At 66.9% G+C, this 13,320-nt stretch carries 11 protein-coding genes; 3 read left to right on the top strand and 8 right to left on the bottom strand.

Going from position 1 to position 13,320, the window contains the following annotated elements:
• Nucleotides 1-255: 255 nt before the first annotated feature.
• From V0R59_RS31470 to V0R59_RS31460, 3 genes are all read right to left on the bottom strand, one after another.
• Nucleotides 256-2,721: a TonB-dependent siderophore receptor gene (locus V0R59_RS31470; RefSeq protein ID WP_330078411.1), complete on the bottom strand. Its 2,466-nt coding sequence runs from the start codon at nt 2,719-2,721 to the stop codon at nt 256-258.
• A 105-nt stretch (nt 2,722-2,826) separates the two neighbouring features.
• Nucleotides 2,827-3,762: a FecR domain-containing protein gene (locus V0R59_RS31465; protein WP_375547430.1), complete on the bottom strand. Its 936-nt coding sequence runs from the start codon at nt 3,760-3,762 to the stop codon at nt 2,827-2,829.
• 3 nt (nt 3,763-3,765) lie between these two features.
• Nucleotides 3,766-4,275 carry a sigma-70 family RNA polymerase sigma factor gene (locus tag V0R59_RS31460; RefSeq protein WP_330078412.1) on the bottom strand — a complete coding sequence of 170 codons (510 nt, stop codon included), beginning with the start codon at nt 4,273-4,275 and terminating at the stop codon, nt 3,766-3,768.
• A 255-nt stretch (nt 4,276-4,530) separates the two neighbouring features.
• Here V0R59_RS31460 and V0R59_RS31455 point away from each other — a divergent pair, with 255 nt between their 5' ends.
• Nucleotides 4,531-5,943 (top strand): purine-cytosine permease family protein, encoded by a 1,413-nt coding sequence (locus V0R59_RS31455; RefSeq protein WP_330078413.1) that lies wholly within the window; start codon nt 4,531-4,533, stop codon nt 5,941-5,943.
• A 231-nt stretch (nt 5,944-6,174) separates the two neighbouring features.
• Here V0R59_RS31455 and argE read toward each other — a convergent pair whose 3' ends face one another.
• The 3 genes from argE to V0R59_RS31440 all read right to left on the bottom strand — a co-directional run bounded on the left by argE (nt 6,175) and on the right by V0R59_RS31440 (nt 9,583).
• Nucleotides 6,175-7,335: an acetylornithine deacetylase gene (gene argE, locus V0R59_RS31450; RefSeq protein ID WP_330078398.1), complete on the bottom strand. Its 1,161-nt coding sequence runs from the start codon at nt 7,333-7,335 to the stop codon at nt 6,175-6,177.
• Nucleotides 7,328-8,005, bottom strand: coding sequence for a DUF1028 domain-containing protein (locus tag V0R59_RS31445; RefSeq protein ID WP_330078399.1), 678 nt, complete (start codon nt 8,003-8,005; stop codon nt 7,328-7,330). Before V0R59_RS31445 ends, argE begins: the two co-directional genes overlap by 8 nt.
• Nucleotides 8,006-8,089: 84 nt before the next feature.
• On the bottom strand, nt 8,090-9,583 hold the full coding sequence (locus V0R59_RS31440; RefSeq protein ID WP_330078400.1) for an aldehyde dehydrogenase: 1,494 nt from the start codon (nt 9,581-9,583) through the stop codon (nt 8,090-8,092).
• Nucleotides 9,584-9,867: 284 nt separating this feature from the next.
• On the opposite strand from V0R59_RS31440, the gene V0R59_RS31435 reads away from it, so the two are divergent.
• Nucleotides 9,868-11,184 (top strand): flavin-containing monooxygenase, encoded by a 1,317-nt coding sequence (locus V0R59_RS31435; protein ID WP_330078404.1) that lies wholly within the window; start codon nt 9,868-9,870, stop codon nt 11,182-11,184.
• On the top strand, nt 11,184-11,600 hold the full coding sequence (locus tag V0R59_RS31430) for a RidA family protein (protein WP_330078401.1): 417 nt from the start codon (nt 11,184-11,186) through the stop codon (nt 11,598-11,600). The genes V0R59_RS31435 and V0R59_RS31430 overlap by 1 nt, the downstream gene beginning before the upstream one ends.
• Nucleotides 11,601-11,630: 30 nt before the next feature.
• On the opposite strand, the gene V0R59_RS31425 is transcribed toward V0R59_RS31430, so the two are convergent.
• Nucleotides 11,631-12,236: a LysE family translocator gene (locus tag V0R59_RS31425; RefSeq protein WP_330078402.1), complete on the bottom strand. Its 606-nt coding sequence runs from the start codon at nt 12,234-12,236 to the stop codon at nt 11,631-11,633.
• Nucleotides 12,237-12,286: 50 nt separating this feature from the next.
• A complete protein-coding gene (locus V0R59_RS31420) occupies nt 12,287-13,126 on the bottom strand; it encodes an AraC family transcriptional regulator (protein WP_330078403.1) in 840 nt (279 codons plus the stop codon).
• Between the last annotated feature and the right edge of the window lie 194 nt (nt 13,127-13,320).

The raw sequence follows: 13,320 nt of genomic DNA, 5'->3' as shown, positions 1-13,320 counted from the left end.
CGTAGGGCCGGATGCAGGAGCAGGCGGTTTTGCTTACTTTTTCCAAGAAAAAAGTAAGCCGCCGTAAAGGCGGAAAGCGCCAGCGGAGTCGCCGCCACGACCGGATATGCTCGCAGTACCAAGCACCTCAAAGCGAAAAGATGTGTAGATATCCACGCAGCGACAGGGGTAGTGAATTCACCGACGTAATCGCTGCCGTTCGGTGCCCCGACAAGCCAGCGCCCACAGAATAGGCGCTGGGCTACCAGTAATCAGCTACCAGTCATAGCTCACCTGCACCGAAGCCACCCGCTCCTGCCCATAGTAGCAGCCGAACGAATAGTTGCAGTCCGACACATACTCCCGGTCGAACAGGTTCTGCACGTTCAGGCTCGCCTGCAGCCCTCGCAGGCTGGGGTCGAAGTGGCCCAGGTCATAGCGCAGGGTGGCGTCGTACACCGTGTACGAAGGCACCTCGAACGAACTCGACGAATCCCCCGGCTTGCGCCCGGTGTAGCGCGCACCGCCGCCGAGGGTCAGGCCATCGACCAGGTGGTAGTCCAGCCACAGGCTGGCGGTGACCGGCGCCTGCGCTTCGCTGCGGTTGCCTTGGTCGCCATAGGTGCTCTTGGTGTAGAACGAGTCGATATAGGTTGCCGCAGCCAGCACATCGATACGCTCCAGGCTGCTCTTCAACTCCAGTTCGACGCCGCGCGAGCGGACCTCGCCCGTCTGCGCCTGGTACTGCGGGTATTCGTCATCCCCGGTGAGGGCGTTCATCTGCTTGACCTGGAACAGCGACGCGGTGAACAGCGTCTTTTCCAGCGGCTGGTACTTCACGCCCACCTCGTACTGCTCGCCCTCGGTCGGTTCGAAGGCCTTGCCGCCGCGCTCCGGTGCCTCGGTGCCCACCGTGGGCAGGAACGACTGCGAGTAGCTGACATAAGGTGCCAGGCCGAAGTCGGTCAGGTAGGTCAGGCCGATGCGCCCGGTGAACTTGTGATCGCGCTGGGAGGCGATGGAACGAGCCAGCAGGTCCTTGTTGTCGATCTCGGCCCAGTCATGCCGCCCGCCCACCGTGAGCAGCCACTGGTCGAGGCGCACCTGGTCCTGCAGGTAGACACCGGTCTGGCGCACCGTGTTGTCCCACCTGGTGTCCAGCTGCGGGGTCACGCTGGAGGTGTCGTAGTTGTTCTTGCCGTACAGCTCCACCGGCAGCACGTTGTAGGCGTTGTAGCCATCGTACTTGCGGCTGAAGTGGCGGTAGTCGACACCACCTAGCACGGTGTGCTGCAAGGCGCCGGTGGCAAAGCGGTATTCGAGGTTGTTGTCGACGGTGTAGCTGATGTTGTGCTGGCGCCAGTCGAGCTTGACCCGGTTGGCCCGGGTGTAGTCGGTCTCGCCCGCGCCATCGGTGGCGAAGCTGCGCAGGTAGAAGCCACGGTAGCGGTCGCGGATGTCGATGTAGCGCGCGGTGGAACGGAACGCCAGGTCATCGCCCAGGGTCCGGCGGAAGTCGTAGCCGAGGATCAGCTGGTCACGCTTGTAGTCGTTGTAGCGCGAATCGCCGGAGTAGAAGTTGCGGTCGATGCGCTCGCCGTTCGGACCACGATCGAGGGAGCCGATACGCGGCAGCGACTGGTAGTCGGCGGCACCATCGTCGCGCTGCACCTGGGCCAGCAGGGTCAGCGAGGTGGCCTCGTCCGGCGTCCAGCTCAGGCTCGGCGCCAGCAGCATGCGCTCGGCATGGGTGTGGTCGACCTGATCATTGCCCTTGTTGGCCACGCCGATCAGGCGATAGGCGAACACCCCCTGCTCGTCCAGCGGCCCGCTGCTGTCGATGGCGCCGTTGACCCGGTTGTAGCTGCCGGCCCCGAGCCGGACCTGGTTGCGCGCCTCCGCGGTCGGGCGCTTGGACACCATGTTGACCAGGCCCCCCGGCTGGTTCTGGCCGAACAGTACCGAAGACGGGCCCTTGAGCACTTCGATGCGTTCCAGGGTGTAGGGATCGATCTGTGGTGCACCGCCCAGGCTGCCGGCATAGGGCACGTAGGCGCCGTCCAGGTACAGCGGGGTCGGGGCGAAGCCGCGGCTGGTGATCTCGTCGGCGATGGCGTTGCGGTCGGTGAAGCCGCCGACGTTCAGGCCCGGGGTGTAGCGCAGGGCCTGGGTCAGGTTGCGCGCGCCCTGGACCTGCACCTGCTCGGCAGTGACCACGTTGATGCTCTGGGGGATTTCCAGGATCGAGGTATCGGTCTTGGTCGCGGTGCCGCTGCGGGTGGCGACATAGCCGTCCACCGGCCCCCAGGCCGACTCGCCGGCCGTGCTGTTGACGTTGGTGCTGTCCAGTTGCAAGGCGCCCTCTTCCACCTGCGGCAGCAGCGAGTAGCTGCCATTGGCCTGGCGCAGCGCCTGCAGGCGGCTGCCGGCGAGCAACTGGCGCAGGCCGGCATCGACGCTGTAGCTGCCGTGCAGCCCCGGCGACTTCAAGCCGCGGGCGTGGGCCGGGTCGAAGGACACTGTGATCCCGGCACTGGCGGCGAACTGGGTCAGGGCGCTGTCCAGCGGACCGGCGGGAATGTCGAAGGTGGCCTCGGCACGGGTTTGCGCCTGGACCGGGGCGACGCCCGGCAGCAGGCTGGCCGGTACCGCCAGGGCGGCACCGAGCAGTGCGGCGTGGATGGCCCGGCTCAGGGCCGAGGCTGGGGTCTTCAGGGGGATGCGATCGATGGAACGGGACATGCGGTTTCCTTTCGCCCTGTGGCAGTGATGAACGGCGTCTCTGTGGCGCCTCTACCTACAAGTCGAAGCAGTTCCGCAATCGATAACCCCTGGCGGAGATTTTTTTCAGGCCGCCTCGATCCGCGCCCAGAAACCGCCGAAACGGCGGATGCGCACGGGCAAGGTGGTGGTCAGGTTGTCCAGCACGACATCGCTGTCGGCAAGGCGGAAGGCCCCGGAAATCCGCAGCCCGGCGACGCCGTCGGCGCAGCCCAGGTGACCACGGCGATAACGCTGCAGCTCGGCGATGAAATCCGCCAGCGGCCAGTCGTTGACCACCAGCATGTCGCGGGTCCAGGCATCGGCCTGAGGCCTGGCCGGACGCAGCGGGCCTGGCTGCTCGGCACTGAATGCCAACTGCTGCCCGGTCTCGACCCGCATTGCCGACAAGGATGCCGCGCAACGCACCTCCACCGCATGCTCCAGCACGCAGACCCGGGTCAGCTCGCCGTCGCGGCGGACCAGGAAGCGCGTGCCGAGGGCGCGGATGCTGCCCTGGGCGGTGTGCACGACAAAGGGCCGGCCCAGGGCATCGCGGGCGGTTTCCACGAGGATCTCGCCCTGCAGCAGGTCGATCTGCCGCAGCTGCGCGCTGTAGCGGATATCCACGGCGCTGGCGGTGTTGAGGTGCACGCGGCTGCCGTCGTCCAGGGCCAGGGCACGGCGTTCGCCGGTGGCGGTGCGCTGGTCGGCGAACAGCCCCTGCACCGGCGTGCTGCGCCAGGCCAGGCCGCCGGCGCCACCGGCGGCAAGCAGCAGGGACAGCACCTTGAGCACTTCGCGGCGCTTGGCCCGCGCGCCGGCCAGCGTGCTGCGGGCCAGTTGCGGGGCGACCCCGCCGAAGGTGCCCTGCAGGCGCCCGAGGCGCGCCCAGGCCTGTTGGTGGCGCGGGTCGCTGTCCAGCCATTGCTGGTGCGCCGCACGGGTCGCCGCGTCCGGCTCGCAGCGCAGCTCGACGTACCAGTGCGCCGCGCGTTCGAGGATGTCCCGCCCCAGGTTCACGGCTCAGTCCTCCACCAGCAGCAGGCAGTGGGTCAGCGCACGCACCGCGTGCTTCTTCACCGTGGTCACCGAGACCTCCAGGCGCCGGGCGATCTCCACGTAGCTCAGGCCGTCGAGCTGGGCCATGAGGAAGATCTCCCGGGTGCGCGCGCCGAGACCGTCGAGCAGGCGGTCGATTTCGCTCAGGGTTTCGAGGATCTGCAGGCGGGTTTCCGGCGAGATGTCCAGGGCTTCCGGGCGCGCCGCCAGGGCCTCCAGGTAGGCCTGTTCCAGGGCGCGGCGGCGGAAGGCATCGATCATCAGGCTGCGCGCCACGCTGCTCAGGTAGGCCCTGGGTTCGCGCAGGTCAGCGGCCTTGCGCAGGGTGATGACGCGGATGAAGGTGTCCTGGGCCAGGTCCGCCGCGTGCTCGACGCAGCCGAGACGGTTGCGCAGCCAGCCGCACAGCCAGGAATGGTGGTCCTCGTACAGGGCGTGCACGGCTTTTTGCTGGGAGGGGTCGGCGAAGGACATGGGAGACCGGCGAAATAAATGGTAATGACTCGCATTTAACCTGAGTGAGCCAAAGAATGGCAAGCACCCGGGGCAGCGAGCCGGCTCGTGAAGGTTGCAAGGCAGCCCAGCTTTTTTAAGGTCTGGGAGCACATATTTACTAATTTCGTCCCCGCCCCGCTGCGCTCAAGATCGGCCCCCTACAAGAAAAGGCGTCGCCCTGCCGACGCCAACCGAAGTACGCCGAGCGTACTCATCCTTGCCTTGGAGTCCGTCATGACCAACGCAGCGTCACCCACCCCGCTCATCGAAAAACATACGATCGGCTACGTGCCACCGGAAGATCGCCACGGAAAGGTCAGGGATCTGTTCACCCTCTGGTTCGGCGGCAACATCGCGCCGCTGCCCATCGTCACCGGGGCCCTCGGGGTCCAGCTGTTCCACCTCAACCTGGTCTGGGGCATCGTCGCCATCCTCGTCGGGCATCTGGTCGGCGGCGTGCTCATGGCCCTGCACTCCGCCCAGGGCCCGCAGATGGGAATCCCGCAGATGATCCAGAGCCGCGCCCAGTTCGGCTCCCTCGGCGCATTGCTGGTGGTGGTGATCGCCGGGCTGATGTACATCGGTTTCTTCGCCTCCAACATCGTCCTCGCCGGCAAGTCGCTGCATGGCGTGGCGGACAGCGTGCCGGTGCCGGTGGGCATAGTCGTCGGCGCCCTCGGTTCGGGGATCATCGGCATCATCGGCTACCGCTTCATCCACGTGCTCAACCGCATCGGCACCTGGGTGCTGGGCATCGGCATCGTGGTCGGCTTCGGCTACATCCTCACGCACATTCAGAGCGACGACTTCCTCACCCGCGGCAGCTTCAACCTGTCCGGCTGGCTGGCCACGGTGTCCCTCGCCGCGCTGTGGCAGATCGCCTTTGCACCCTATGTCTCGGACTATTCGCGCTACCTGCCGGCCAACGTGCCGGTGGCGGCGACCTTCTGGACCACCTACCTGGGGTCGGCGCTGGGTTCGAGCCTGTCCTTCGCCTTCGGCGCCGTGGCGGTACTGGCGGTACCGGCGGGGATGGACAGCATGGACGCGGTGAAGCTCGCCACCGGCGCCATCGGCCCGCTGATGCTGGTGCTGTTCCTGCTCAGCGTGATCAGCCACAACGCCCTCAACCTGTACGGCGCGGTACTGTCGCTGATCACCCTGGTGCAGACCTTTGCCTATCGCTGGATCCCCACCGCGAAAAGCCGCGCCGTGCTGTCGCTGGTGGTGCTGCTGGGCTGCTGCGTGGTGGCGGTGGGCGCCTCGGCGGACTTCATCGGCCACTTCGTCGACATGGTCCTGGTGCTGTTGGTGGTGCTGGTGCCGTGGACGGCGATCAACCTGATCGACTTCTACGTGATCCACAAGGGCGACTACGACATCGCCTCGATCTTCAAGGTCGATGGCGGCATCTACGGGCGCTACAACCCGCAGGCGCTGCTGGCCTATGCCATCGGCATCGTGGTGCAGGTGCCGTTCATGAACACGCCGTTGTATGTCGGGCCAGTGTCGGCGCATATCGATGGCGCGGACCTGTCGTGGCTGGTGGGCTTGCTGGTGACGTCGCCGCTGTACTGGTGGCTGGCGACCCGGGACAGTGCCTATCGGCGGCGGCAGGTGAGCGCGAAGCTGGCTGCCGGGGTTTGAGCATTGCCCTGATTTGACGACACACCCGCCCCCTGGCGGGTGTACTCGTTTTGAAAGCTGACAAAGAACCCTGTGGGAGCTGGCTTGCCCGCGATGACGGTAGTGAATTCACCGACGTCATCGCTGGCAAGCCAGCTCCCACAGGGTTCTCTATCGGCTTCACTAATTCATGGTGTCAGTGCGGGCAAAGAAAAAGCGCCGCAAGCGGCGCTTCCTGTACAGCCCTGGCCTTCACCCCGCCCGCAAATACTCCACCAGCCTGCCAAGCATCGCATCACAGCCGGCCAACTGCTCCAGGCTGACGAACTCGTCCGGCTTGTGCCCCTGGTCCATGCTCCCCGGCCCGCAGACCACGCTGGGAATCCCCGCCTGGTCGAACAATCCGCCCTCGGTGCCAAAGGCCACCGTGCCGAATTCATCCGAGCCACTGAGCAGCGCCAGCAGACGCGCCGCCTCGCTGTCCGCCGGCGTCGCCAGCCCCGGATAGGCACTCAGCGGCCGCAGGCTGACCCCGGTGTCGGCCTGCACCGCCTGCATCTTCGGCAGCAACTCGGCCTCGGCGAAGCGTTCCAGTTCGTCCGCCACCACCTGGGCATCGAATCCCGGCAAAGCCCGCACCTCGAAATCGAACTCGCACTCCGCCGGCACGATGTTCAGCGCCCTGCCGCCCTTGATCACCCCGGTCTGCACCGTGGAAAACGGCGGGTCGAAACGCTCGTCGTGCAGCGCGGGCGCAGCCAGGCGCTCGCCGATCTCGCCAAGCTTGCCGATCAGTCGCGCCGCGTACTCGATGGCATTCACCCCATAAGGCGCATAGGCCGAATGGCAGGCCGCACCGTGCACCTGGCAACGCATCGCCAGCTTGCCCTTGTGCCCCAGCACCGGCTTGAGCTCGGTAGGCTCGCCGATCAGGCACAGGGTCGGCTTGTGCGGCCGCTGCGCCAGCGCCGCCAGCATCGAGCGCACGCCCAGGCAGCCCACTTCCTCGTCATAGGAGAACGCCAGGTGCACCGGGATGCGCAGCGGCTCGGCGAGAAACGCCGGGACCGCGGCCAGCACGCAGGCGATGAAGCCCTTCATGTCGGCGGCGCCACGCCCGTACAGGCGACCGTCGTGCTCGCTCATGACGAAGGGCTCGACCGTCCAGGCCTGTCCGTCCACCGGCACCACGTCGGTGTGCCCGGACAGCACCACGCCACCCCGGTCCTGCGGACCGATGGTGGCGAACAGGTTGGCCTTGGTGCCTTCCTCGTTGTGGAACAGCTCGCTGTCGATGCCAAGCCCTGCGAGGTAATCGCGGATAAAGCCGATCAGCGCCAGGTTGGATTCGCGGCTGACCGTGGGAAAGGCGATCAGCCGCTCCAGCAGCTCGCGACTGCCCACCTCACTCATCGCCCGGTACTCCATAGCTGGGCGCCGCGGTCGGGTCGAGGGCGCGAGTCACGTAGTCCTGCATCTGCGGGCGATAGGCTTGCCACAGGGCATCGAGCTGGCCGATCGGGTCCTGCTCGGCCCAGTCGACCCGCAGGTCCACCAGCGGCCAGGTCAGCTCGCCGGCCACCTTCAGCGCCGCCGAATGTACCGGCCCGGCTTCGCCCCCGGCGGCCATGGCGGCGTGCATCGCCGCCAGCAGGCGGTCGGCCAGATGACCATGGGCCTGTTCGAAGGCCTCGACCATGGCCTCGATGACCTGCACACCGGACAACAGGTTGCCCGCCGCCGCGCATTGCTCGCCGGCCACGGCGTTGTGCACGCCGAGCGCTTCCTGGCCGGTGAACAGGGCTACGTTGCCATGGCTGTCGATCACCGTGACCTGGCGGTACTCGCTCCAGCCATTGGAGCCGAGCACCTTGGCCAGTGCCTCCCTGGGCGGGACCTGCTCGCGTTCCAGCAGGTCGAGGATCTGCGGCCCCAGCGCCGGCAGGGTGATGTTCTGCGTCGACACCGCGCCGACCCCGGCGCGGACCCACGGGCAGCGCGCGCCGACGGCGATGCTGGAGGAACTGATGGCGATACCGACCTGGCCGGTTTCCGGGCAGCGCCCGATGATGGAAAACGTCATGTGCTGCTCCTTGGAACAGATTGCTTGGAAACGACGCTGCCGCGAGACGGTCGCGGCAGGTCGGGGTTGGCTTGGCTGGATCCGTCAGCCGCGCAGCTGGAACCAGGTGGTCTTCAGCTGGGTGTACTTGTCGAACGAATGCAGCGACAGGTCGCGGCCGAAACCGGACTGCTTGCCGCCGCCGAACGGAATGCTGACGTCGAGGGCATCGACGGTGTTCACCGATACCGTGCCGGCCTTCAGCGCCCGGGCCACGCGATGGGCGCGGTTGAGGTCGTCGCTCCAGACCGAGGCGGCAAGGCCGTAGATGCTGTCGTTGGCCAGGGCGATGGCCTGTTCTTCACTGTCGAAGGCGCTGACTGCCAGCACCGGACCGAAGACTTCCTCGCGGGCCAGGCCCATGTCGTTGTCGACGCCGGCGAAGATGGTCGGTTCGATGAAGTTGCTGGAGCCGTTGAAGGTCAGCTGGCGTCCGCCGCACAGCAAGCGACCGCCCTCCTCCCGGGCCTGGCCGATGGCGCGGGTGATGCGGGCGGTCTGCTCGGCGTCGACGATGGCCCCGGCGCGACTGGCCGGGTCCAGCGGGTCGCCGGGCAGCCAGTCGCGAGCCTTGGCCAGCAGGCGTTCGATGAACTCGTCGTGGATCGAGCGCTGCACATACAGCCGCGAGTTGGCCGAGCAGACTTCGCCCTGGTTGAAGAAGATGCCGAAGGCGGCCTTCTCGGCGGCGAGGTCGAGGTCCTGGCAGTCGTCGAAGATCAGGTTCGGGCTCTTGCCGCCGCACTCCAGCCAGACCTGCTTGAGGTTGGACTGCGCCGAGTAGCCCATGAAGTACTTGCCGACCTGGGTCGAGCCGGTGAACACCAGGCAGTCCACGTCCGGGTGCAGGCCCAGGGCGCGGCCGGCGCTCTCGCCAAGGCCCGGGACCACGTTGAGCACGCCTTCCGGCAGGCCCGCTTCGAGGGCCAGCTGGCCCAGGCGCAGGGCGGAGAACGGCGACTGCTCGGCGGGTTTGAGCACCACGCTGTTGCCGGCGGCCAGCGCCGGAGCCAGTTTCCACGCGGCCATGTCCAGGGGGAAGTTCCACGGCACCACCGCGGCGACCACGCCGAGGGCTTCGCGGGTGATGGTGGCCAAGGCGTTGGCCGCGGTGGGCGCGACCTGGTCGTAGAGCTTGTCGAGGGCCTCGCCATACCAGGCGAAGACATGCGCCGAGCCCGGCACGTCGATATTGAAGGCGTCCATCACCGGCTTGCCCATGTTCAGCGAGTCGAGCAGGGCCAGTTCCTCGCGGTGGGCCATGATCAGCTCGGCCAGGCGCTGCAGAACCTTCTTGCGCTCGCCCGGGGCCATGCGCGCCCAGGGGCCGTGCTCGAAGGCATGGCGGGCGCTGGCGACGGCCAGGTCCACTTCCGTCTCGCCGCAGGCGGCGACCCGGGCCAGCAACTGGTTGGTGGCGGGGTTGATGGCATCGAAGGTGGCGCCGGACTGCGCGGCAACCTGCCGCCCGCCGATCAGCGCCTTGTCGATGAATGCCTGTCGCGCAGCCTGTCGCTGCCAGTAGCCGAGGTCTTGCACATGCTCTCCCTGAGGGCCGTCGTGCGGCCCGTTTGTTGTTGCTGTTCAGGTAGATGGTGCGGGACATGGGGCAGCGGGAAAACGATGAAATATGTGGTTGGGACATAGGAAAAAAGTGGCCAGCCCAGCGCGCCTCGGCAACACCCCACCCCTTCGCCTTTTTATCGGCAATCCCCAGCTAATTACTATTTTCGCGAAATCGCCGGTGTCCCTAGTCTGGCCCCAGGCAACGGCGGTTCGACGACCGCCCCTGAACAAGAACGCCTACAAGACAGGGCATGCACATGACACTGAACAACCTCGACATCGATACCCTCGTGGTCGGCGCCGGCCAGGCCGGCGTGGCCATGAGCGAACACCTGAGCAAGCTGGGCGTGCCGCACCTGGTGCTGGAACGCAAGCGCATCGCCGAAGCCTGGCGCAGCGGCCGCTGGGATTCCCTGGTGGCCAACGGTCCGGTCTGGCACGACCGCTTCCCCGGCCTGGAATTCGACCTCGATGCCGATGCCTTCGCCGGCAAGGACCAGGTCGCCGACTACTTCGAAAACTACGTGAAGAAATACAACCTGCCGATCCGTACCGGGGTCGAGGTGAAGAAGGTGGTGCGCAACGCCGACCGCCCGGGTTTCACCATCGAGACCAGCGAGGGCACGATCCGCGCCAATCGCGTCGTCGCCGCCACCGGCCCGTTCCAGCGCCCGGTGATCCCGGCCATCGCACCGCAGGACGAGCGCCTTCACCAGATCCACTCCGCCGCCTATTTCAACCCACAGCAGCTGCCGGCAGGCGCCGTGCTGGTGATCGGTGCCGGGTCCTCCGGGGTGCAGATCGCCGACGAGCTGATGCGCGCCGGACGCAAGGTCTACCTCTCGGTCGGTGCCCACGACCGCCCGCCACGCAGCTACCGCAACCGTGACTTCTGCTGGTGGCTCGGGGTGCTCGGCGAGTGGGACGCGGAGATCGCCAAGCCCGGTCGCGAGCACGTGACCATTGCCGTCAGCGGCGCCCGTGGCGGCCATACCGTGGACTTCCGCGCCCTCGCCCATCAGGGCATGACCCTGGTCGGCCTGACCCAGTCATTCCACAACGGCGTGGCGCGCTTCCAGGACAACCTGGCGGAAAACATCCAGCGCGGCGACGAGAACTACCTGGCCCTGCTGGACGCCGCCGATGCCTATGTCGAGCGCAACGGCCTCGACCTGCCGCTGGAGCCGGAAGCACGCAAGCGCCTGCCCGACCCGCAATGCTTCACCCAGCCGATCCTCGAACTGGACCTGGCGCAGGCCGGCGTCACCTCGGTGATCTGGGCCACCGGCTACGGTCTGGACTTCAGCTGGCTGGCGGTGGACGCCTTCGATGCCAACGGCAAGCCGAAGCACCAGCGCGGCGTGTCCAGCGAACCGGGGGTGTACTTCGTCGGGCTGCCGTGGCTGTCGCGCCGGGGGTCTTCGTTCATCTGGGGCGTGTGGCACGACGCCAAGCATGTCGCCGGGCATATCGCCACCCAGCGCACCTACCTGGCCTACCAGGACAAGGACCAGCGCCAGGCGGCCACGCACACCGAATCGTCTGAAAAAGCCAGTCTCATGGGAGTCAACTGATGCCAACGCATACCCGCATCCGCATGTTCAACACCAAGGTCACCTACCCTAACCAGACCCTGGACAACGACCTCTGCCAGGCCGTCCGCGCCGGCAACACCATCTACGTGCGCGGCCAGGTCGGCACCGATTTCGAGGGCAACCTGGTAGGCCTGGGCGACCCACGGGCGCAGGCCGAGCAGGCGATGAAGAACGTCAAGCAGTTGCTGGAAGAAGCCGGCTCGGACCTGTCGCACATCGTCAAGACCACCACCTACATCACCGACCCGCGCTTCCGTGAGCCGGTGTACCGGGAAGTGGGCAAGTGGTTGAAGGGGGTGTTCCCGATTTCCACCGGGCTGGTGGTGGCCGGGTTGGCCCAGGCGGAATGGCTGATGGAGATCGATGTGATCGCCGTAGTGCCGGAGCAGGCGTAAGATCGCCGGGGCCGCCACGCGGCCCCGGACTCAACCGAACATCCCGACCCACACCGAGATGACCAGCAGCACCGCCATCCCCTGGTTGAACCGCTGCATCGCCAGCGCCGAACGCAGCACCCGCGCCGCCCCTGCGCCAAGCACGGCCCACAGCGCCAGGCACGGCAGCGCCACCAGCAGGAACACCCCGGCATACAGGCAATAGGTCGCCATCCCCGCGCCCACCCCGACGAACACGCTGACCACCGACAAGGCCATGATCCAGGTCTTCGGGTTGACCAGTTGCAACCCCGCACCCTGCAAGACGCCCAGGCGTCGGGCACCGTCGCCCTCTTCCAGCACGCTGGCCGGTGCGCGAAACAGTTGCCAGCCAAGCCAGCTGATCCAGGCCAGTCCGCCCCAGGCCATGACCTGCTGCAAGGACGGATAGCGCAAGAACACCTCGCCCAGACCCAGCCCCACCACGACCACCAACCCGGCCGCCCCCGTTGCCGCGCCGAGCACCAACGGCATGGCGGCCAGCATTCCACGACTCACGGCACTGCCGAGGATGAGCAGGTTGGTCGGACCGGGCGTGATCGAAGCGACGAAGGCGAAGACCACGAAAGGCAGCAGTTGGGCGAGGGAGACATTCATCAAGGCAATTCCAGGCAGGTTGACTGGAAGCGATTGTGCGAACCCTGCCCTCAACCGTCTTGAAGGTTTGTGCAGATCTTGCGGTAGGTGGCCGGCGTCAGGCCATAGGCGCGGCGGAACCAGCGGCCGAGGTGGCTCTGGTCGGCGAAACCGAGGTCCATCGCCACCCTGGCCGGCGACCAGCCACCCGCCAGCAGGCGCCGCGCCCGGGCCAGGCGCAGCTGCACCAGGTAGGCATGGGGCGCCAGGCCGAAAGCGCTCTTGAAGGCCCGGGTCAGGCGGAAGCGGTCGACGCCACAGGCCCGGGCCAGGTCGTCGAGGTTGATGTCGCTGCGAAAATGCTCGTGCAGGTAATCCCGGGCACGCAGGGCCACGGCGGGCATGCGTGGGTCGGCGGTGTCGCGGGCACGCCAGACCAGTTGCCGTGACAGGCGTTCGAGCAAGGCATCGAGGCTGGCCTGGCGCAACATGCGCGGCTCGTCGCCGTGCAGGGCGCGGAAGGCACTGGCGATGAACGGCAGCAGGTCGGGCTCGGTGGGCAAGGTGCGGTCGACGGCGGGCCGGCAGTGATCGGGGGCATTGGCGAACAGCCCGCGCATTTCCCGTTCGATCCACTGCGGATCGAGGTAGAGCATCGAATAGGTAAAGCCACCCGGGGTCGGCGCGTGGCCGTCGTGGAGCTCTCCGGGTTCGAGGACGAAGACCTGGCCGGCGGTGCTGCTGTGCAGCTGCTTGCGGCAGTTGAACTGCTGCACGCCCTGCTCGGTGAAGCCGACCAGGTAGCTGTCATGCCAGTGCGGATCGTAGGCATGACCTTCGAAGTGGGCACGAATGGTCTCGATGCCGCTTTCGGGGTCTTGCCTGACATTGATCCAGCTGTTCGGGGTCATGGGGATCGGGGATGAGGGGCGAATGGGCATCTTATGCCTGAAGGAAGGGCCCGTCTGGAAGATTTGTGCACGATGCTGAGAGAGCTACGCGGACCCTGTGGGAGCTGGCTTGCCAGCGATGACGTCGGTGAATTCACTACCGCTATCGCTGGCAAGCCAGCTCCCACACGGTCCGCGGTGCCTTGGCGGCTCCG

This window comes from Pseudomonas ulcerans, from assembly GCF_036324125.1.
GTDB lineage: Bacteria > Pseudomonadota > Gammaproteobacteria > Pseudomonadales > Pseudomonadaceae > Aquipseudomonas > Aquipseudomonas ulcerans.
This window is presented reverse-complemented; position numbering and strand designations above follow the sequence as displayed.

What these genes read in the sequence shown, in the direction of transcription:
- V0R59_RS31445 (WP_330078399.1), bottom strand. Translation starts at nt 8,005, where the DNA reads ATGACGTTTTCCATCATCGGGCGCTGCCCGGAAACCGGCCAGGTCGGT.
- argE (WP_330078398.1), bottom strand. Translation starts at nt 7,335, where the DNA reads ATGAGTGAGGTGGGCAGTCGCGAGCTGCTGGAGCGGCTGATCGCCTTT.
- V0R59_RS31470 (WP_330078411.1), bottom strand. Translation starts at nt 2,721, where the DNA reads ATGTCCCGTTCCATCGATCGCATCCCCCTGAAGACCCCAGCCTCGGCC.
- V0R59_RS31460 (WP_330078412.1), bottom strand. Translation starts at nt 4,275, where the DNA reads ATGTCCTTCGCCGACCCCTCCCAGCAAAAAGCCGTGCACGCCCTGTAC.
- V0R59_RS31420 (WP_330078403.1), bottom strand. Translation starts at nt 13,126, where the DNA reads ATGACCCCGAACAGCTGGATCAATGTCAGGCAAGACCCCGAAAGCGGC.
- V0R59_RS31425 (WP_330078402.1), bottom strand. Translation starts at nt 12,236, where the DNA reads ATGAATGTCTCCCTCGCCCAACTGCTGCCTTTCGTGGTCTTCGCCTTC.
- V0R59_RS31455 (WP_330078413.1), top strand. Translation starts at nt 4,531, where the DNA reads ATGACCAACGCAGCGTCACCCACCCCGCTCATCGAAAAACATACGATC.
- V0R59_RS31430 (WP_330078401.1), top strand. Translation starts at nt 11,184, where the DNA reads ATGCCAACGCATACCCGCATCCGCATGTTCAACACCAAGGTCACCTAC.
- V0R59_RS31435 (WP_330078404.1), top strand. Translation starts at nt 9,868, where the DNA reads ATGACACTGAACAACCTCGACATCGATACCCTCGTGGTCGGCGCCGGC.